Origin of the sequence: Mycobacterium sp. PDNC021, from assembly GCF_048282635.1 — a bacterium.
GTDB classification, from domain to species: domain Bacteria; phylum Actinomycetota; class Actinomycetes; order Mycobacteriales; family Mycobacteriaceae; genus Mycobacterium; species Mycobacterium llatzerense.
On the sequence record NZ_CP182502.1, the window covers coordinates 4723478 to 4744177 of the forward strand.

The window sequence follows — 20700 nt, forward strand, 5'->3', positions numbered from 1 at the left end:
AACCCGCCAAAACACGCTGCCTGTGGATCAATCGCGTTCTGTGGATGAAAATGGAGGGGTATCCCGAGCGCTTAGGTCTTGAACAATCCCCTCGTCGTCTCGGCCAAGGCATTGTCGTAGGCGTCCCCGACGCTGCGAATGGATGCTGCAATCCCTTCCAGCACAAGGATTTCCGCGAACGCAATCGACGTGTACTACGACCCTGCGTCGCTGTGATGAATCGGCCCATCGGCAACCGCCTGCCCGTCGTGATCACGGCATCGCGCATCAGCCGGTCCACCCCACGTCGACGCCCGTACTACACAGATGAGCGGTCATCTTGTGGTGTCTGTAGGGCAGCGCAAATCGACTCGATCCGGTGGCCGGCCGCCTGCATGTGGTCGATGAATCAGCAGATCAGCGGCGACGCGGGCCGAGCTCCCGCGCGAAGAAAATCGAGGCCGACTTCAGAATCTCGTTGACCTCTTTGAGATCCCGCACCTCCCGCTCAAAGTCTTTATTCCGCTGCGCCACCACGGAGCTGGCACCGGGACACTGGTCCTGATCAATCTGGGCCCGCAACACCCGGCGCCGCAACGACTCCACACCCACCCCGACCTTCGGGCCGATCGCCTGGCACGCGGCACACGCCGGCCGATACTCACCGAGATGATCGAGCACCATCTTCACCGCACGCCCACGCTGCTCGACCAGATAATGTTTGGGCGCAATCTCCATCGTTCTCACAGAAGGAGGCGGCATCAAACCCGGGACGATTCAAATCCCTGCGATAACATCCAGTTGAGCGCTGAAGCTGCTAGAAATCTCCCTATAGGTCGTCGCAGCAACGCCAACGTCAACGACACCAGACAGGCAGCCTTGCGTCCGAATTATCCATCAGCGGCGGTGCCGAACCCGTGGCCGCCGCCGGTGACGACGACGGCGCCGGCTAAGTGGATCAGTGAAAAACAGTTAATTGCTTTGTGACACAACATTATCCATCTTTCGACGGTACGATGGGTTGGTTAGTTGGCGCATTCACGATGCGACCGATGGCTATCGGTAGACGGTTGTCTGCGCGTCGTGTTTGACGATGAAGTCGCGCTCGTCGGGTTTTTCGAGCATCCTGCACATCGCCTTGCGGTCGAACGGCCACAGGTCGATCGTCTTCTGATCGGTGAAGTACCAGGAATTGCAGCCGGTGTTCCAGACCGTCGGGCCCATGGCACTCACGACGGCGTCGTTGAACCGCTCGGTGGCTTCCTCGGTGACCTCGACAGTCAGCAGCTGGCCGTCCCTGAATTTTCGTAGCCAGTGCGTAATGTACTGTGCCGTTAATTCTGCGGAGTACTGCAGGGATATTGATCCGGTCGGCGAGTTGGGGCCGAGCACAGTGAACAGGTTCGGGAATCCCGGTATGGCCGTCATGCGGTATGCGCGTGGGCCGTTGACCCACGCTTCGTCGATGGTGACGCCCGCGCGGCCCCGCAGATTCATCGGGCGCATGTAGTTGTGCGGATGAAAGCCGGTGGCCAAGACAATCGTGTCGACGTTGTGATGAGCGCCGTCTGCCGTGGCGACGCCCGATTCGGTGATGTGAGTGATCGAGTCGGTAACTAACTTTGCGTTCGGTGCAGCGATGGCCTGGTAGTAGGTGCCGGAAAGCACCTGGCGCTTACACAGCGGCTGATAGTCCGGAGTCAGTTTGCGTCGAAGTTCCTTGTCGTGAATTTGCGCACGCAGTGACCAGCGCGCGAATCGTTGGACGAGGCGTCGACGCCATGTAGGGCGAAGGACGACATCGGCGAGGAGTCCCGTCGCCCACAACCCCGCATCGTGGAGTTTGCGATTGACTAACGGTGCCGATGCGAGGATCCGGGTCATCAGTCGGGACTGGAGAAGGTCTGTAGGGGCCCACATAACCCACTGCGGAGAACGCGAAAACTGTGTGAGGTGAGCGGCTTCTGGTTGCAGGGCGGACACAAGCTGCACAGCAGTTGAGCCACTGCCGATTACCGCGATCTTGCGGCGACTCGTTTCTACCGAGTCGTCCCAGCGAGCACTATGTACGACGGCCCCCTGGAAGTCGCTGAGGCCGGGTATGTCGGGGATGAACGGGTGATGCAGGACCCCAGTTGCCGCGACGACGAAGTCGGCAGTCAGTGATGTTCCGTCAGCGAGGGTGATTTTCCAGTCCGGGTCGCAGAATTCCGCAGCAACGACCTCCGCATTGAGCCTGAGGTGTTCGCGTAAACCGAATCGGTCCACTACGTCGCGGTGGTAGCGCTGAATTTCGTCGCCGTCGGACCAAATACGTGACCAGTCGGGCTTCAGAGCAAAGGAGAACTGGTAGACGAATGATGGTACGTCGCAAGCTATTCCCGGATAGCGGTTCCAATGCCAGACGCCGCCGACATCGGAACCCTTCTCCAGGATGACAAACCGGTCAAAGCCGGCACGTTTGAACGTGATGGCTGCAGTGATACCGGCGATGCCGGCACCAATGATGACGATGGTGGGGTCGTTGGTGGTCGGTGATGCCATGATGATTCCTCTCGGTGAGCTGACGTTCTAAGAGATGCCGTCGAGCGATTTCATCTGCGCCCGAGAGACATTCGCGCTTGCATTGCGCGGGATATCGGCGATGGCAATGGATCGCTTCGGGACCTTGTAGCGTTCCTGACCAATACGTACGTGCTGCTTGAGTTGGTTCTCTAACGGCGGTTCGGATCCAGAGAATGGAATCAAATTCGAAACTAGCTCTCCCTACGCAGCCCCGTCAAGACCTCAATCAAGTTCAAAGAACATCGCTGTCTCCACATTGAATCGTCCCGGAATTGATGCCGCCTCTTTCTGTGAGAACGATGGCGATCGCGCCCAAGAATTACCCGATCGAGCACCGTGGGCGTGCGGTGCCTCTCAGGCATCGTTCGGGGCCGAGAACATCGCACCACGATCGTCGACAGGAACGCCTCGCGGGCACCGGATCTACTCGAGCGCGACTTCATCGTCACAAGCCAAGCCGGAAGTGGGTCACCGACTTCATCTGCGCTGGAAGGGATCGCGGCATCCATTGGCAGCGTCGGAAACGCTTACGACAACGCGTTAGCTGAAACCACGATGGGGTTGTTCAAGACCGAAGCGCTCGGGCCCGGCAGCCCGTTCCGCACCGGGCCACTGAGAACCCTCGACGACGTCGAGTACCCGATCATGCAATGGGTCCACCGGTACAACAACCGGCGCCTGCACAGCCCGATGGACTACATCCCACCGGTGGAGTACGAAAGCGCCTACTACGCTCGACTATCAACGACCCAGCCGACTATGTCTCAAACATGAAGCAGGCATCAAACCCGGGACGGTTCAGAGACGGCAGGCCGCTGAGGATGATCGCACGCAACCCCACGATTTTGGTCACGCTGATCAAGTACAACATCGCAGGACGAAAGCATCACAGCAGAGACCACTGGCGGACGGGACGGCCACGACCGCAACGCAGTGTTTGTCTAGCCATCGCTGTTTCTCCCACGGAGAGATCGTTTGTTCACGCTCGATGATTGCTATTGCGTTGAGCGCGTGCACGTATCGTCGTTCGTTGGATTCCTCAACATCGAGATGCGCCCGCTGGGGATCGGTGATCCGCTACCCCGCGGCGGGGGGCGCGCACACGGCTCGGAGGACCATCCTGACCGCAGCCAGCGACGGACTGCCGCGGGAGTGACTTGGAGATGACCGGCCGCGGCCGCGATATCGATAGGGCCTCACCTCATCGGACCGTCTCAAAGGTCTGAAATTCATGGAACGTCGCCAAGCCTACCCAGATCTAGACAGCAGACACACCTGTTGACATATGTATCAAAAGCTGGCAAATTCTCCTGATGCAAGGCGAGACTACGCAACAAACATCACCAATCGTGTCGATCAGGCTCGAACGTACATCACGATGATGAGTGGCGATGGGCAGCGTGATCGCCAACGGTAATGAAACGACCGAAGCAGCAGGCCCTTCGTGGAAGCCGTGGGCGCGCAGCGATAGCGACTTCGGCTGGAGATGATCAGTACGCGACAAGCGGTCGGCTCACCGTCAAGCCAGCTGCCCATACACGAAAAGCCGGTGCGGGCGCCCTGGAAACTATCCGAGGTTCTCCCCGTTTCACGGTTCTTCTAGTTCCAGGTCCAGCACAACGTATCAACTTCCCGCACAGCACGAGTGCCACAGATTAGGAGATGCAATATGAGCTCTGCTCTGCATGCAGCCAATAGCGTCGCTGACAAGGTCGTCGCGATCACCGGAGCCGCCCGTGGAATTGGATTTGCGACAGCGAAAGCGCTCACCGCCGCCGGGGCCCGGGTGATTATCGGCGATATCGATGAGGACATGGTGCGCAAGGCGGCCAGCGACCTGGGCATCACCGGAGTCAAACTAGACGTTACGCAACGGGACTCGTTCGCCGCGTTCCTCGATCGCACCGAGGTCGAGCTCGGACCTGTGGACGTCTTGATCAATAACGCTGGAATCATGCCCACCGGGCCTCTCCTTGGTTACGACGAAGAGCTGATCCGGCGCACTATCGACATCGATCTACTTGCGGTAATTAGCGGTTCACAGTTAGCCGCCGATCGAATGTTGCGACGGGCGAGCGGCCATATCATCAACGTTGCGTCGATCGCGGGACGACTGCCAGCGCCCGGGCTCTCGCTATACACGGCGGCAAAGTTCGGGGTCGTCGGCTTCAGCGAATCGCTCAACGCCGAACTCGAAAGCGAGGGTGTTCGAGTATCCACCGTTCAGCCCATGCACACCGCCACCGACCTCATCGCCGGCTTGAGTACCGGAGGCATTCCGCCTACCACGCCTGAACGTGTTGCTCGGACGATTCTGAAAGTTATAAGGACGCAACAACTTCACGCCTACCCGATTCCCGGCTTAGGCGTTGTCGCAGCCGCAGGCGCCCTTCCTGGTGGAGTTAAGCGCCGGCTGCTGAGATCGCCACGCATCGCAGACATATTCATGGTCGCCAATGACGAACTCCGCGAGACCTACAACGCGCGGATAGGCAAAGGATCTGCTGCACCGATCGGTGACAATCTAAGCTGAACTCCCACGTTTGGATTCTACCAACACCACCGCCGCTGTGGACCTGAGCCGACGCGAGATTGGTGCCGAAACGGCTCCCACTCTGCCGCCGCGGAATGAGAGCCAACGGGTCCGTAATCCCACGCCGGCGCGCTCGCCGCATAGGCGTGGGATTACGGAGTCTGGACACTCCAAGCCCCACGTTGTTAGCTGCACCAATTATTCTAATTTGTCTCAAATAGTCCGAATACGCTGTGTAGCGTTGATCACGCAGGAGACATTGCCATTGAATTATCTCACAACACTGTGGCAGGGTTGGACGATGCCGACCATGCAACGATCAGTCTCTCCAACGACCCCCCTAATCAATCGGCTGGCACGACACGCCATGTCCAGACCCAGATCCGGCGGACCCGTCGAAAACACCTTGCCAGGTCTGAAAATAGTGTTGACCGGAGCATCCTCGGGCATAGGCGCAATGGCGGCACAGCTGCTCGCCGACCACGGGGCCGAGGTCATCATGGTCGCCCGCCGCGAGCCCGAGCTGGAAGCACTGCAGGAGAAGATCACCCAGACCGGCGGGGTGTCACACTGGTACTGCGCCGACCTATCGGACTCCGAAGCGCGCGCAGATCTCATCGAGCGCGTCATCGCAGAGCACGGCACGCCAGACGTGCTAGTCAACAACGCCGCCCGATCGATTCGCCGAAACATCGGCGACGCGGCAGACCGGTTCCACGATTACGAACGCACGATGGCACTGAACTACTTCGGCCCGGTGCAGCTAACACTGGGGTTCCTGCCGGGGATGCGCGATCGCGGATTCGGCCACATCGTGAACGTTTCAACCGCCGCCGCCCTGATCGGGGTAGCACCCCGATACTCCGCCTACGCCGCCTCGAAACGTGCCCTCGGCGTCTTCGGGCGGACACTGTCCGCAGAGCTTGGACCCGAGAACATCGACGTCACCACACTGTACTACCCCCTCGTTCGAACACCGATGGCTGCTCCGACCGCGAAATATGCCAACCGGCCGTCTCTTTCAGCAACCGAGGCGGCGGAATGGATCGTGCACGCCATCGAGAACCGCCCCGAACAAATCTCACCGCGCATCGCCCGGGGGCTCGGCCTCGTCGCCGCGCTGGTACCGGACGCTGTGCTGGCACAAGCAATGATGCGCGGCAACTAGTCAGCACGGCATTCCTATCCCATTGATTCCGTCGGAGGACAACCAATGCCCGAAGCCAATCCCGTGCCCGATCTCACCGGTAAGACCGTCGTCATCACTGGTGCCAACGGCGGGCTCGGCGCACAGATCGCTACCCTGGCCGCAGCACGCAAAGCAAGGGTGGTCATGGCCTGCCGAAATGTCGACACCGCTTGTGCCGTGGCCGACGGCATCGACGGCGATACCATTGTCGAACGGCTCGACCTCTCGGACCTGGGATCTGTACGGGCATTCGCCGGCCGCGTAGATGAACCCATCGACGTGCTCATCAACAACGCTGGCATCATGAACGTTCCGCATGGCGCGACCGTAGATGGATACGAAAGCACCTTCGGCACAAATCATCTGGGGCACTTCGCACTCACCGGCCTGCTCCTGGAACGCATCCGAGGCCGGGTAGTGACGGTCTCAAGCCTCGCGCACCTAGTTGCCACCCGAGGCAGCCTGGCCGATCCGCTCTTCCTGCGCCACCCTTACCGGCGAGCAGTCGCCTATGCCAATTCCAAGGCGTCCAACCTGATATTTTCCCGGGAACTGAACCGCCGGTTGGTTGCAGCCGGCTCACCAGTCATCTCGGTCGCCGCGCATCCAGGAGTGGTTTCCACTGGCTTGTATGACCACAGCTCACTCGCCCTCTTGCAGCGGCTGAAGCCTCTGGTCACCGCCGCAGGCGGGACTGTGGCGGAAGGAGTGGCGCCCATTGCGCACGCCGCGTTTGGGGATCAGGTCTACGGCGGCGAGTTCTACGGCCCCCGTTTCGGATACCGAGGGCGGCGAGTCGTGCCTTCCGTCTCAAGCAGCCTCTCGCGCAATTATGAACAGGCACAGCTGCTCTGGACTCTTTCCGAGGATCTTACCGGTGTCCGCTTTCCAGCGTCGGTTCCCAGCAGCAAGGGCATCCAGTCATGAGATCCACGGATCGACGCAGTGCCGCAGGAAACCACCGCCAGCATCCAGTCGCGGCACGTTGATTTGAAACCGACCAGAATAGGAATACAGATGCCAGGCAAAGTGCGGGCGGCCAGCACCTTTCGTACTACCGACATCCCCGACCAGTCCGGCAAGGTGATCCTCGTCACCGGTGCAAACAACGGGCTTGGACTGCAGGCCGCGACCGCGCTCGCCCGTGCCGGCGCACGCGTGTTGCTCGCCTGCCGCAATCAAGAGACCGGCAAGCGAGCACTGGAACTGGTCACAGCGGTAAACGCCGACGCCGACCACACGCTGATACAGCTCGACCTGGGCGACCTGTCGTCGGTGCGCGCCGCTGCCGAGCAGGCACGCTCCGCCGCCCCTGCGATCGACGTGCTGATCAACAATGCCGGGCTGATGGCCGTACCGTTCGGGCGCACAGCCGACGGGTTCGAGATGCAGATCGGCATAAACCATTTGGGACACTTCGCTTTTACCGACGCCGTATTGCCTGCCTTGCTGAAGGCACCTACCCCACGTGTGATCACGCTGTCCAGCATCGGGCACAAGCGCGGCCGCATCGTGCTCGACGACCTGAATTTCGACGGCCGCCGATACGTGCCGCTCGTCGCGTACTACCAGTCGAAGCTCGCGAACGTGCTATTCAGTTCGGAACTCGCACGACGCAGCGAAAAGTCGGGTGCGACAATCGTTTCCGTCGGTGTGCACCCCGGTCTAGCAGCAACTACTCTGGTTGAGTCCATAGCCCCGCCGATTCCAGGCATGGTAGCGCTGATGCGTCTCGGCACTCGGATGATCGCAAATAGCGAAGAGCAGGGTGCGCTCAGCCAGCTGTACGCGGCAACCATGCCCGACGTCGAGAACGGCGATTACCTGGGCCCCAACGGCATCGGCGACATACGTGGGCCTGTGGGTCATTCGGCGCGCTCGAGCGCAGCCTGCGACGAGAATCTGGCCGTGCAGTTGTGGGAGCGTTCGATCGAATTGACCGGCGCTCAGTTCAGCGAACTGAACTAAGCCTGGCGCCATCGATCTCTACTGAGCGCGCGTTTCGCGGCGAGTGAGGACGACCGCGTGGTCTTTGATGCGCCGGACGAGCAGCCCACGATCTCTAAGATCGTCACCCCGCTCTCGATGATCGCTCGGTGGCAAAGCGTATAGAGCGGGCAGCGTAGTTGCCGACACGACGGTGAGATTCGAGCCCCGAAACGTTCATCGGTCACCTCGCCGGTCCGCGCGAAACTCTGCGCGCAGGTCGCCACGGGTCGTGAGGCAGCGTGGCGCTGCGGCCGATCCCGTGGGCATTGGCCACGGCGCCAACGAGTTCCGCGCGGCGGGCCTCGCTCAGCCCGTCCCAAATGATCAGGTGCACCGAACACCTCAAGACATGTGTACGAAGCAGTAGATCCTCGAGCCCAATCCGGCTCGGGCCGATAGTCGTTGTGCCAGTTTGCAGTCCGGTGCGATTCGCGCCGCTCAGCTCGCCGAGCTGAAAACCCAGCTACGCGAGCACCACACCAATCATCGCTACCCTGGACGGCGAGCTCGCGCACCGCCCAGCGGCCAGCGAGCGGCCGGCTGGCAGGCTAGAGCGGCGACCGTGTTGTGGACGCCGCCCAGCGTCTACCGCAAGACACTGACGGTGAGGATTCGCTCACATCCACGTTCGCCGGCTGCAGCATAATTCCCGACCTGCTGCGAGTCGCGACCTTTTCCGCTAGCCGTGTCCCGGCGCCACGGTTGTGCGCGCGTCGTCGACGGCTCCCGCGACGGAGCTGTCGAGTGCGGCTAATCCGGCGACAACATCATCATCGAGTGGCGTGTCCAGTCCGCGGGCGTGGCGACCCCATTCTGTTACGGCTTGCGCGATCTCGAATGGGCTGTAGTTGTCTTCTTCGCAGCTCCACAGATTGTCTCCGGCGTAGTGCAGGACCGTCCAGTTGGGGGCTTCGAAGACGGTGCCGTCGCCGGGGTCGGTGAGCTGGTTGTACATCGCGCAGACCACCCAGCCGCGCTCGCAGTCGACCACGTGCCAGCCGAGTCGAAAGCTGGTCATCAGCTTGGCGGGGAAGACCGCCATCGTGGGCACGATGAAAGCGCGGATCGCCTCACGACCGGTGTGAGTGCCCAAGACATGATCGATGTAGGTGGCGTCGGTGGTGAACAGGTCGACGAACGGATTCCAGTCACCTGTGCTTCCGCATTCATTCGTAGTGTTGCGGTAGTGGTCGAAGGCGGCCTCGATCTCATCGCGATTCCATTTGGGCATGGCTATTCTCCTTGGTGTCGATCCGGGTGGATGTGTGGTTGTGGGGCGTTAGGGATGGATGTTCTTGCTCAGGGAGTTTGCGGTGCAAGCCAATTCGTCCATGCACCGGTCGCGTTCGGCGCGTGGCATCGCTGGATGCATGGGGCCTAGTTGCAGTTCCCAGCAGGCATCGCCTTCGGTGTTGAACACTGGTGCCGATATGCAACTGATCGGCAGAGCCCGATCCGTTGCCAGCGTTTGGGCCAGGTAGGGGCGCAAGCTCAGGCCGGTGAGTAGTTCGATCACGCGCTCGCGTAGGGCGGTGGCGGCGTCGTCGATCAGGTGGTTGGCGATATCGCCGAGCAGCATGATGGTGTCGAGATTGCGCGTGTCCAGGCCCCAGGCGGTGACACCGGTGCGGTGGATTTGCTCGAAGACGTCCGCGAAGTCCTGGCGCCACTCGGGCGGCGCGGTGTCGAGCCACTGTTGCTGAATGCTCGGCGATGCGTAGGCGACCATGGTCGCTCCCATGGGCGCACGCAACGGAATTCGGGCGCCGGTGCCCAGTGGAGTGGGGATGCGGCCGTACCCCGTGGTCACGTAGATGAACGCCAGATGGGTGGCACTGCCCATGATCAACGCGGCGTCACAGCCAACGCGTTGCGCGAGTCCGTCGATTTCACCGATGACACTACCGCCGAGTGGAAGTTGTGCGCTTGCGCGTACTCCGAATTCGACACCGGCCGAACCGATTCGATAGGTCAGGTCCGGTAGCCGCACCACCCATCCGCGCTCCTCCAAGGTGACCAGGATGGCAGCCACCGTCGAGCGGCTCAATTCCAGCCGGTCGGCGATATCAGCAACGGTGCCGGGGAGTTCAGCCGAGGCGAGCAGTTCCACGATTTGAATGACCCGCAGCGTCGGCGGGGAAGGTACGACATTCTCGGACATGATTCTCCTGGCGGCCTGGTCGTGAGGCGACAAGCACACCGTGCCTGCTCCTCGCCACACCCCGACTGTAGACAGCTATTCGAACCAACCGACACGAATATTCGTGTCGGTTGTGGGCGGTGCTCTGCAACACTCGTCGACCATGAACGCCAACACCGCCATCAAATGGGATGCGCCCGACGCCGATCACCCGGCGAGGACAGCCAGCAGGCGCTCGATCGCGGCCGTAGCAGTCGGCGCCAAACAGCAATGGTTGTCGCTCTTCGCTACCGACGCTGTTGTCGAGGACCCTGTTGGTCCATCCTGGCTCGATCCGGACGGCCTCGGCCACCGCGGCACATCCCAGATTGCGCATTTCTGGGACCAAACCGTGGCCAACATCGCCAACTTCCAGTTCCACGTGGCCGATTCGTTCGTCGGCGGTAACGCATGTGCCAACGTCGCCACCATTACGTCAACCCTCGCCGATGGCACAGCTATGACCATTGACGCGGTCCTGGTCTACACCATCAACGACAAGGGACTGATCACGTCCCTGCGTGCGCATTGGGAACCGGACCGCGCCCTGGCCACCATCACCCCCGCCGCCCCAACGGCCCCGCCGCGATGAGCACCGAGCCGCCCGGCCGCCGTAGCGTCTTGATCACCGGAGCCGGTGGCGGACTCGGCGGCAGCACCGCCAGCATGTTCGCCGCTCGTGGGTGGACGGTCTTCGGGGCCGACCTCGTTCCCCCACCAGCTAGCGCGGACCTCGTCCCGATCGCGATGGATGTCACCGACCTCGACAGCATCGACCAAGCGGTCCACCTCATCGAGAAGCATTGCCCCGACGGGCTCGACGCGGTCGTCAACTTCGCCGGCGTCCTTGACATCGCCCCCCTCGTTGAAATACCGGACGAGCGGATGTGCCGGATTCTCGACATCAATGTCCTGGGCACCTATCGCGTGAACAAGGCAGCCTTTCCGCTCGTCCAGCGGCGTCGGGGCCGGATCATCAACATCAGTTCCGAGACCGGCTGGCAGCGCGGCGTCCCTTTGGGCGGCCCGTACGCGATGACCAAACATGCCATCGAGGCGTACTCCGATGCGCTGCGCCGCGAGCTGATGTTCGTCGGGGTACGGGTCGTGGTCATCCAGCCGGGACCATTCCAGACCACCCTGACCCAAGGCATCACCGACGCATTTGCCCGCGCTGTCATCCCGGGCTCACCATTTGCCCCGTTGGTGCGCAAAGCGGCCGCAGTCGGGGCGCAAGCCCATCGACGTGCACACGACCCGGAGTTGCTGGCCCGTGTGGTGTGGAAAGCAGCAACCAGCAAGCATCCCGACATCCGCTACTCGGTGCGACCTGACCTGCAGCGCAGCCTGCTGCACTTGTTGCCCACTGCCCTCGCTGACCAACTCATCTACCTCGCCATGCGCTAACCCTGTCCCTCAGATCACCCTGTCAATGCAAAGGAGTACAACCATGACCGAAGTACGCGAAGTCGACACCGGCGCGCCCGCCGAACGATATGCCCGCGGATGGCACGCGCTAGGCCTGGCGGCAGGCTTCAGAGACGGTAAACCCCATGGAATCAACGCTTTTGGTCAGAAGCTCGTCATTTTCGCCGACGAACACGACGAACTGAAGGTCATCGACAGCTACTGCCGGCATATGGGAGGCGACCTGTCGCAAGGCACCCTCAAAGACGGCGCTGTTGCCTGCCCATTTCACGACTGGCGCTGGAGCGGCGACGGCGTCTGCCGAAAAGTCCCCTACGCCAAACGCGCACCTCGACTAGCCCGCACACACACCTGGATCACCCTCGAACGCAACGGAATCCTCTTCGTCTGGCACGACACCGAAGGCAACCCTCCACAACCGGAGGTAACCATCCCCGAACTGGAATGCTTCGATAATCCCCAGTGGAGTGAGTGGACCTGGCACACCACCATCATCGAGGGTGCACATCCGCGTGAAGTCGTCGACAACCACGCCGACATGGCGCACTTCTTCTACGTGCATTTCTCGATCGTCGACGAGTTCTTCAACGTGTTCGACGGCCACACCGCACGCCAATACATCCGCTCACGGGTTCGGCCCGACACCGGGCCAGGCGCCGATTTCGCCGGAAACTCCGTTCTGGTATCCGATTCCACCTACCACGGCCCGGCCTTTCTGCCGGCTCGGCTCACCAGCCGGGTCGGCGAACTCGACATCGATTCGATTCTGCTGCTGTGCAATTACCCCATCGATCACAATTCGTTCCAGCTGCAATGGGCCACCTCTACGAGGAAACTGCCTGAGCTCGACGACGCCGGCAACGCCGGCCTGGCCAGCCTCCTCGACACGGCCGCTACCGACGGCTTCGTCCAGGACGCCGAAATCTGGCGCAGCAAGACCAGAATGGAAAATCCACTGCTGACCGACGAAGACGGCCCCGTCTATCACCTGCGCCGCTGGTATCAACAGTTCTTCGTCGATGCCGCCGACGTCGCACCCGAGATGACTCAGCGGTTCGAATTCCAGGTCGACACCACCAACGCCGCCGAGATCTGGACCGCCGAAGTCGCCAACAACCTCGCGACATCCAAAAACGCTGAGCACGAACCAATCCCGCAACATCACTAACCCATCCGGGCAAAGGACGTAACCTGCCTCACCAACGGCGTCCGATGGAATCACCTGTAGGAAAAGGGCACGGGGCAACTCTTGCCACCCCCACCACCGCAGGATCGATGGTTCCGCCAAACATCCAACCAAAACGCACAAACCGAGACAGGAAGACCCAGCAATGACAGACCCAAGCCCGCAACTATCGCTCAAACAGAAAATAGAACTGAGTCTGCAGGCCGCTAACGCGATCGCACGCAACCCCATGACTTTGGTCGCGCTAGTCAAGTACCAGATCGCCGGACGAAAGCCGCACGGCGACGACTAAGGGACCGGCCCGCTAAGCGGATCGGTGCAGGCACTTGGTGGCTACGTCTCGGCAGAGGCACCGAAGGTCGTGCATACAGAGTGAACGGCCCCGAGTTTGATGCTCACCGGTTATTGGTGTGCAGCCTCCGATTGGGCTGTGGTCGTAGCGTAGTAGGTGGCTTCGTATTCGACCGGTGGGATGCGGACCAGACGGTGCATGAGCCGGTCGGTGTTGTACCAGTGCACCCAGTCGGCAGTGAGCAGTTCCACGTCGGTCAGACGGTCCAGTAAACCGCGGCGAAACGGTGAATCCTCGCGCTCGGCTTCGTTCTTGTAGAACCCGATCGTCGTCTCGGCCAGAGCATTGTCATAGGCATCGCCCACCGACCCGATCGATGGGATCAACCCAGAGAGCGACACGGTTTCCCCGAACTTCACCGAGGTGCATTGGGGCCCGGCATCGCTGTGATGAATAGTGTTGTACAACAATGGATTACCTTCGCGGTGACGGAGCTCGGCGGCATGCCGGATCGCCCGGCGCACGAAGGCATCGCTCTTGCCCGCCGAGCACGTCCAGCCCACGATCCGTCCGGCGTAGGCATCGATGGCAAACGCGGTGTACACGAAACACCCCCAAGGCCAACCGGACGTACGTGAAGTCTGCGACGAGCAACACGTTCGGAGCATCGACACCGAATTGGCGGTCCACCAGATCCGGGGCCCGCTCAGCGCCCGGATCGGCAATCGTGGTTCGCACCTTCTTGCGCCGCGTGATGCCACGCCAGCCGTTGGCCCGCATCAGGCGCTCCACGGTGCAACGCGCCACGCTGATGCCCCGGCGCTGCAGGTGAGCCCACATCTTCGTGGCGCCGTATAGCGATTCCGGCTGGCATCGACGTTCCCGGGGCAATCACACAGCCGTGCTCAGTGAGCACGCGGCAGATCGAAGCGACCCCGAACCGAGCCCGATGCTCGGCGATGAACGTACAGATCAGCGGTGTCGCGGGTCGCTCTCCCGCGCGAAGAAACTTGTTGCCGCCTTGAGGATTTCGATGGCTTCCTCAAGCTCACGGTTCTTACGTTTGAGCTCGCGCAACTGCGCGCCGTATCGCTGGGCACCCCCTCGCGAACCCCGCCATCGACCTCGGCTGGGTTGACCCAGCGGCGCAGCGATTCGTACGAGACTCCCAACCGCTTGGCCACCGCCATAATGCAGGCCGTCCGGGTGCCGTACTCACCGGCATGGTCGGTCACCAACCGCACCGCCCGGGCCTTGAACTCCTCGCCGTCCTTCTTCGGCAGGATGCGAACAACCTTCCCTCGAAAGAAGGTATGCATCAAACTCGGGGCGGTTCAATCAACTGCAAGACATCTCGGCGGCATTTCCGATGCGCGGGTCGCTTCTCGCCGCTGGCCCTGCGAAGGAGAACCGCCACAGGGCGGATCAAGAACTTGTCGTCAAGCTCAGCGCGCCGGACGTCTGGCGTCGACTGCGAGTAGCTATCTAGTTACAGCTGTGTGGGGTAGGTGCCCACTGGTTGCTGGGCGTGCAATCTCGGTAATACGTCAACACGGCGACCCCATCGCCATCCTCAGATTCACTGCATGAGAGAAAGATCCAGCCGTCCAAACCGTGCACGATCACTTCGGGATGGTCCACGACATCCCACCAGGAATCAGTCCTGACCTTGACCGTCAGCCATTCCCGCTGAGGCCTAAACGCACACCAAGTGCGCACACCAGCAGCGCCAGCCACTGCGTCTAGATCGCGGTTCATCGACCAACTTTCCCACTTCATGATTACTTACACCCCTCGCCATGTTGAAACGTCATGTTTGCTTTCTTCGTCCGACGCCGTCAAGCACGAGGATTACGCCGCACGCACGGCCGAGGACTCGTCTACTCAGCGGCGTCGTGCGGAGCCACTGAGCAGAGGAAACTCATGCGACGGCGTAAGGAAAGGACGCCGAACCTCTTGCCTTTGCGCCAACGAACCTCCGAGCCTTGCCAGCCGCACCGGCAGATCCTTGTCAGCCGGCGCGACAAGATTCGACATCAACCTGCTGCCGGTAGTCATCGCCCGACGCGATTTCATGATGTGCTGACCGAAACCATTCAGTGCCCACGGCTTGAAGAAGCCGCGGGCGATTCGCCGCGTCGCCGCGAACATTGGCCCATACTCGTAGTTCAGCCTGTGCGGCCAGGTCACGCTGTGGTCGGCCTCGTCCAAGTGTTCAATGGCAAACCGCCCGCTCTCCAAGGCATAGTCAATACCCTCTCCAGTGAAAGGGTTTACACAACCAGCTGCATCACCCAGCAACATCCAGTTGCGGCCGGCGATGTGAGACACCGCTCCACCCAGCGGCAGCAGCGCCGACTTGACCTGCATAGGCGAGCCGCGCAACCCGAACTCATCGCGGACATCGGCCACGTACCTGTCCAGCAGCGGCAACAAACCCGAATGCAGCTCGTGATTCTTGGCGGAGTACGCGATGACGCCGACATTGACGAGCGGACCGGGCCCCGCCTCCAACTGGCCGTTCCCCTGAGAGTGACCGAGCGGAAATATCCAGCCATATCCGGGCAGGGAGGAGCCATCAGGCATCGGCGGAGCAAGATGCGCAACTAGCCATTCCGATTGTTGGTCCACACGCATGAATGCACGCATGGCCGTGCCATAAACGCTCTCCCGGTGCCACTGGCGCCCCAGCAACGCACCGAATTTCGATCGAACCCCGTCTGCGACAAGAACAGTGCGTACCGAAACATTCAACGACGCGTCGTCACCGTCCCCGGGTGACGGCCGCAGCTCCACCCCGGCCACTCGGTCTCCATCGAAACAAGCTGCGGCCGCGCGGTATCCGAACAAGGTACGCGCACCCGATGCCTCGGCCACCTGCACCAGCCGGTTATCGAGCTCGGTGCGGCTGATCACACCTCCATAGGTGGGGAAGGACTGACCGTTCCAGGGCAACTGGTGATCCCGGCCCCATCCATGGACGTGCAGGCCGCGTGTCACCGGATGCTCGAGTACCCATTCCGATAGCCCCAGTAGGTTCAGCTCCGCGACAGCCCGAGGCGTGAGTCCGTCGCCACATGTCTTGTCCCGCGGAAATCGCGCCATATCGACGAGCAGCACATCGCGCCCGCCACGCGCCGCCCACGACGCGGCTGCGGCGCCCGCTGGGCCCGCGCCGATCACCAACACATCGGCTGTCAGCTCCTTGCTCACTGGTTCGGTACCCGCACGCACCCGAGACTCGTCCATGACATCCTTCCGTAGCTGCGCCGATGATGATACACAGAGAGCGATTCGATTCACCTTGTTCCGGCCCCAACAATCGCCAATCACCACCGCCGACCACGGAAAACGCTTGGGATAAGTGCGTTCACATGTCCATTTCATCTCTGTAGGCAAATCGGTCAGGAGTTAAGCCTGGACCGACAATGCGGCAGTCGTGATATCTTACGGCGACTCTGTTGCACATGGCAGCTACCAAACGGCGCTGCCAGGCGCCAAAGACAAGCGAGGCGGGCTATATGGGCGGTGTCATACGCGGGGCGTGTTCTGAGATCGCGCGGGAGTGGCACGGACTGACCGTCTTGAGGTCAGCCGGCTTGTTTCCGGCACTGCGAACAGTCCCTGCGATTGCATGGGAGGCACTCAGGAGCGGCGCCGCAGCCAGTGGCGCAATACTGAGTCGGCTTCATGGCGATCGGGTGGCGATCATCGATCCGGAAGGGTCTCTGACATACCGCGAGCTTGGGGCGCTCTGCTCGGCCGCTACCACCGGCCTCCGCTTGACACTGCCCCCGGGTGACCGCCCCGTCATCGCGATAATGACCCGGAACAGCAGACACACTTTCATCGCCCTGATGAGCGCGATTGGGGTCGGGGCGAAGGTCATCGCGATGAACACCGACATGAGCGGTAAACAAATCAATGAAGTCTGCACCCGAGAAGGCGTGCAATTACTGATCCACGACGAGGTATTCGCCAAACGCTTGCATGGACTAGATCCGGGAGTACGTCGCATGATTGCGGCCCGAAGCACCTCCGGCGACGCACATGACGACTTGGCCGGTCTTATCGCCCGAGCACCTGCCGGACGCCCGAAACGCCCGCAACACGCGCCTCAGTTGGTCATACTCACCAGCGGAAGCACCGGCGCGCCAAAGGGAAGCAGCCGCAGCGGCGGCAACCGTCAACGTCCGTCGATAGCCGGCGGTGCGGGGTTCTTCGAGAAGATTCCGTTTCGCCCCGACGACGTTGTCTACCTTGCTCCGCCGGTGTATCACGGCTGGGGAGCCATTTGCGCCTGCTCGGCCCTCGCCCTTGGCGCAACCCTGGTACTGAGACCGGGGTTCGACGCAGGCAATGCCGTCGACCTCATCGCTAAGCACCGCTGCACCGTCCTGATCATGGTGCCCACGATGATCCGCAGGCTGCTGGCCCTCGGCCACGAGGCGCTCAGGCCCATTGACCACAAGGCGATTCGCATCATCGGATCCGGAGGTGCGCGGCTCGAAGGATCGCTTGTAGAAGCGGTGCGCGAGGAGTTCGGCTCTGTGCTGCACAATCTCTATGGCGCCACCGAGGCCGCATTCATCAGCATCGCGACACCCTGCGACTTGATTGCCGATCCGGAGTCAGCGGGCTCGCCGCCAACTGGTGTGACGGTGAAGATCTATTCCGGTGGCGCCGAGGCCGGCGTCGGCGAAGTCGGCGATATCTACGTCGGCAGTTTCTTGACCTCCCCCGAGTACACCGATGGTCGACGCAAAGAGACGAGAGGCGAGCTACTCAAAACCGGTGATACCGGATGTGTCAACGAGTTCGGCCGGCTCTTCGTCATTGGTCGTAGTGACGGAATGATCGTGTCCGGGGGCGAGAACGTGTACCCCGAGGAAGTGGAGGGCACTTTACTTGCACACCCAGATATCAAGGACGCCAAAGTAATACCCGTGGCCGATGACGATTTCGGCCAACGACTCAAGGCGTACGTGGTGCTTGCCCGTGATCCCGGACCGAGCACGGATGAGATCAAAACCTATGTATCACAAGAATTATCGCGGTCGCGGGTACCCCGTGACATCATCTACATCGCCGACCTCAAGCGCACCGGTACTGGAAAGGTCACCAGGTCGACACTGGATGAACTCGATGGCCAGCAGGCAGCGGTCGACGCGCCGACGCGCGAAAAGAATCTGTAAGGAGTGCATGTGACAATCACGGAGCCAAACCTGTCTACGACGAAGCCAAGCCTGGAGGACCTGCTTGGCGCGCAGAAGGAAGCCTTCATCCAAGAAGGGGTCGCCAGCATCCCCACCCGGCGCGACCGGCTCAAACGGCTGCAGGATGCACTGGTCAGTCACTCCGAACAGCTGGCGACAGCCATCGACGCCGACTTCGGCACAAGACCTCGCACATTGTCGCTGACCACTGATGTCATGTACACCGTTGCCGAAATCGCCGAGCTAAGAGCCTTCTTGCCAAAGTGGGTCAAGTCGGAAACACCCCGCCGGCTGCGCCGAGCGCTGGGTCTGTCGCAGGAGATCCGTCCCACTCCACTCGGTGTGGTCGGAGTTGCCGGGCCCTGGAACTTCCCCATCCAGCTGTCCATGGTGCCCGCCGCGGGCGCCATCGCCGCCGGAAACCGCGTGATGGTGCGCCCCTCATCGCAGACACCCCGCACCGGTGAAGTACTGGCCGAGGCGGTGGCCAAATACTTCGACCCCACTGAATTCAGTGTCATCACGGCCGACTACGGCCCGGGATCGGCGTTCTCGCGGCTGCCCTTCGACTCGTTCTTCTTCACGGGCTCGCCGGAAATCGGGCGTGAAGTTGCCCGCGATTGTGCCGCCAACCTAGTTCCGGTCGCACTGGAACTGGGCGGTAAGAACCCCGTGGTGGTGGACCGGGACGCCAACATCAGCCGTGTAGCCCGCAGGATCGCCGCCGCGAAGCTAATGAACAGCGGACAGGTATGCCTGAGTCCCGATTACGTGTTCGTCCCCACACAACTACTTCCGGATTTCGTGGCCAGTGTGCTGGAGACCTGGCAGCGCTTGTGCCCACAAATTCAGTCCAGCCCGGACTACACGTCGATCATCAATGAAGCGAACTACAACCGCATTGTCGGCCACATCGAGGATGCCCGAGAACTGGGTGCCACGGTCCATCAGCACATCCCGCCGCGCGAAAATCTTCCGGACCGCGAAGCACGGAAGATACCACCCACCATGATCACCGGCCTAGCGCCTGGGATGACCATCGAAGCGGACGAGATATTCGGCCCCGTGCTCTCGCTGTATACCTATGACGATATAGCGGAGGTCATCGACTTCATCAACGGCCGTCCTTGCCCACTTACCATGTATTGGTACGGGCCGGACAACGAACGCAAGCAAGCATTGATCGCTTGCACCAGGACCGGTTCGGTGAATTCAAACGAATTCATGCTGCATATGATCCCGACCGCCGATGTACCATTCGGAGGTATTGGAAATAGCGGGTACGGTTATTACCACGGCAAGTACAGTATCCAGACTTTCTCCCACGCCCGCGCACTTGTCACATACAACGGGCGGGCATCATTGAGCTCACTCGCCACACCTAAGATGCTGTCGAGAACGTCCCGAATAATGCCAGGTCTCCTGCGACTTCTTGGCTAGTAGCGAGCCGCGGCCCGAGATCTTCTCACCAGGCCTCACGGCAACCTGCTTCCAACGGTCAGTAATTGATACGCGCAGCATGTTGCCAAATCAATCTGCAACGCGCGCAGCTCTGGAGGACATCGCAATGATTCTCAACGGTGAGAATTGGACTATACGCGCTCCTGAATGCTGCGAATCCCTTGTCGCCACCCAAACAACCCGCTGGTTGAGTCCGACTATCATTTCGATAGCTGCGGTCGCGGTTTGCGCAGCATGTTCGTCCGACGATTTTGTTGGCGGCAAAGTTGAAACCACGGTGTATCCAGCGGTTACCTCACCGACGGCCGTGTCCAGCACTGGCTCATCCACGGTTCCACGCGAATTCCCTAGCGATGTTCCTGTAGTCGGCGGCCGCTATGTTCTGGAGGCGAACCCAGAAAGTAACGCGAAGACCTTGCTGGTGAGCGGTATCGACAAGGCAGCGATTCCCAGGGCGAATCAACTTCTCATTGAATCCGGTTACGACCGCCACGAGTTCCAAGGCACGACTGTCTATCTGGGGCAGAAGTACATCATCACACTGAGCGAGGATTCGACATCTGACCTTCCGACGTTGCGATATACCGTCGTGCCGATTGCCAGCGTGCCTGGTATACCCAACATTCCCACATTTACGATCCCAACCTTTTTCGAAAATAGCACCGAGAATTTTAACAAATAGT

General features: G+C 61.0%; 16 protein-coding genes and 2 pseudogenes. 11 read left to right on the forward strand and 7 right to left on the reverse strand.

Translation table 11 applies throughout. The annotated features are described in order from the left end of the window. Positions 1 to 77 precede the first annotated feature (77 nt). The 3 genes and pseudogenes from ACNO8X_RS22625 to ACNO8X_RS22635 all read right to left on the reverse strand — a co-directional run. A pseudogene (locus ACNO8X_RS22625) lies at positions 78 to 227 on the reverse strand (IS3 family transposase); the annotation flags it as partial. 169 nt (positions 228 to 396) lie between these two features. After that, positions 397 to 717 (reverse strand): hypothetical protein, encoded by a 321-nt coding sequence (locus ACNO8X_RS22630; protein WP_418002804.1) that lies wholly within the window; start codon positions 715 to 717, stop codon positions 397 to 399. A gap of 318 nt (positions 718 to 1035) precedes the next feature. Further along, positions 1036 to 2523: a flavin-containing monooxygenase gene (locus ACNO8X_RS22635; RefSeq protein WP_418002805.1), complete on the reverse strand. Its 1488-nt coding sequence runs from the start codon at positions 2521 to 2523 to the stop codon at positions 1036 to 1038. A gap of 363 nt (positions 2524 to 2886) precedes the next feature. Between ACNO8X_RS22635 and ACNO8X_RS22640 the strand changes: the two genes are divergently transcribed. The 5 genes from ACNO8X_RS22640 (at position 2887) to ACNO8X_RS22660 (ending at position 8234) form a co-directional block, all read left to right on the forward strand. Further along, the gene (locus ACNO8X_RS22640) at positions 2887 to 3318 is read left to right on the forward strand and encodes an integrase core domain-containing protein (protein ID WP_418006001.1); all 432 of its coding nucleotides are present in this window, start codon (positions 2887 to 2889) and stop codon (positions 3316 to 3318) included. A gap of 895 nt (positions 3319 to 4213) precedes the next feature. Next, positions 4214 to 5077, forward strand: coding sequence for an SDR family NAD(P)-dependent oxidoreductase (locus ACNO8X_RS22645; RefSeq protein ID WP_418002806.1), 864 nt, complete (start codon positions 4214 to 4216; stop codon positions 5075 to 5077). 367 nt (positions 5078 to 5444) lie between these two features. Beyond that, entirely contained in the window at positions 5445 to 6245 is an 801-nt protein-coding gene (locus ACNO8X_RS22650; RefSeq protein WP_418006002.1) for an SDR family NAD(P)-dependent oxidoreductase, read from the forward strand. Positions 6246 to 6290: 45 nt separating this feature from the next. Further along, complete coding sequence (locus ACNO8X_RS22655; RefSeq protein WP_418002807.1) at positions 6291 to 7193, forward strand: SDR family NAD(P)-dependent oxidoreductase; 903 nt, start codon at positions 6291 to 6293, stop codon at positions 7191 to 7193. Positions 7194 to 7283: 90 nt separating this feature from the next. Then, on the forward strand, positions 7284 to 8234 hold the full coding sequence (locus tag ACNO8X_RS22660; protein ID WP_418006003.1) for an oxidoreductase: 951 nt from the start codon (positions 7284 to 7286) through the stop codon (positions 8232 to 8234). 700 nt (positions 8235 to 8934) lie between these two features. Here the strand turns inward: ACNO8X_RS22660 and ACNO8X_RS22665 are convergent. Together ACNO8X_RS22665 and ACNO8X_RS22670 are read right to left on the reverse strand one after the other, a co-directional pair. Next, on the reverse strand, positions 8935 to 9486 hold the full coding sequence (locus ACNO8X_RS22665) for a nuclear transport factor 2 family protein (protein ID WP_418002808.1): 552 nt from the start codon (positions 9484 to 9486) through the stop codon (positions 8935 to 8937). 48 nt (positions 9487 to 9534) lie between these two features. Then, a complete protein-coding gene (locus ACNO8X_RS22670) occupies positions 9535 to 10416 on the reverse strand; it encodes a helix-turn-helix domain-containing protein (RefSeq protein ID WP_418002809.1) in 882 nt (293 codons plus the stop codon). Positions 10417 to 10558: 142 nt separating this feature from the next. On the opposite strand from ACNO8X_RS22670, the gene ACNO8X_RS22675 reads away from it, so the two are divergent. Genes ACNO8X_RS22675 through ACNO8X_RS22685 form a run of 3 tightly spaced genes read left to right on the forward strand, consistent with a single transcriptional unit; the run spans position 10559 to position 13030 of the window. Beyond that, entirely contained in the window at positions 10559 to 11026 is a 468-nt protein-coding gene (locus tag ACNO8X_RS22675) for a nuclear transport factor 2 family protein (RefSeq protein WP_418002810.1), read from the forward strand. Then, a complete protein-coding gene (locus ACNO8X_RS22680) occupies positions 11023 to 11841 on the forward strand; it encodes an SDR family NAD(P)-dependent oxidoreductase (protein ID WP_418002811.1) in 819 nt (272 codons plus the stop codon). Before ACNO8X_RS22675 ends, ACNO8X_RS22680 begins: the two co-directional genes overlap by 4 nt. A gap of 43 nt (positions 11842 to 11884) precedes the next feature. After that, entirely contained in the window at positions 11885 to 13030 is a 1146-nt protein-coding gene (locus ACNO8X_RS22685; protein ID WP_418002812.1) for a Rieske 2Fe-2S domain-containing protein, read from the forward strand. Between the two features lie 420 nt (positions 13031 to 13450). Here ACNO8X_RS22685 and ACNO8X_RS22690 read toward each other — a convergent pair. Both ACNO8X_RS22690 and ACNO8X_RS22695 read right to left on the reverse strand, forming a co-directional pair. Next, positions 13451 to 14623, reverse strand: a pseudogene (locus ACNO8X_RS22690) (IS3 family transposase). A gap of 601 nt (positions 14624 to 15224) precedes the next feature. Beyond that, positions 15225 to 16553 (reverse strand): geranylgeranyl reductase family protein, encoded by a 1329-nt coding sequence (locus tag ACNO8X_RS22695; RefSeq protein ID WP_418002813.1) that lies wholly within the window; start codon positions 16551 to 16553, stop codon positions 15225 to 15227. 488 nt (positions 16554 to 17041) lie between these two features. Here ACNO8X_RS22695 and ACNO8X_RS22700 point away from each other — a divergent pair, with 488 nt between their 5' ends. From ACNO8X_RS22700 to ACNO8X_RS22710, 3 genes are all read left to right on the forward strand, one after another. Next, complete coding sequence (locus ACNO8X_RS22700) at positions 17042 to 18535, forward strand: AMP-binding protein (RefSeq protein ID WP_418002814.1); 1494 nt, start codon at positions 17042 to 17044, stop codon at positions 18533 to 18535. 9 nt (positions 18536 to 18544) lie between these two features. Beyond that, a complete protein-coding gene (locus ACNO8X_RS22705) occupies positions 18545 to 19996 on the forward strand; it encodes an aldehyde dehydrogenase family protein (RefSeq protein ID WP_418002815.1) in 1452 nt (483 codons plus the stop codon). A 127-nt stretch (positions 19997 to 20123) separates the two neighbouring features. Continuing rightward, positions 20124 to 20699 (forward strand): hypothetical protein, encoded by a 576-nt coding sequence (locus ACNO8X_RS22710; RefSeq protein WP_418002816.1) that lies wholly within the window; start codon positions 20124 to 20126, stop codon positions 20697 to 20699. Position 20700 lies beyond the last annotated feature (1 nt).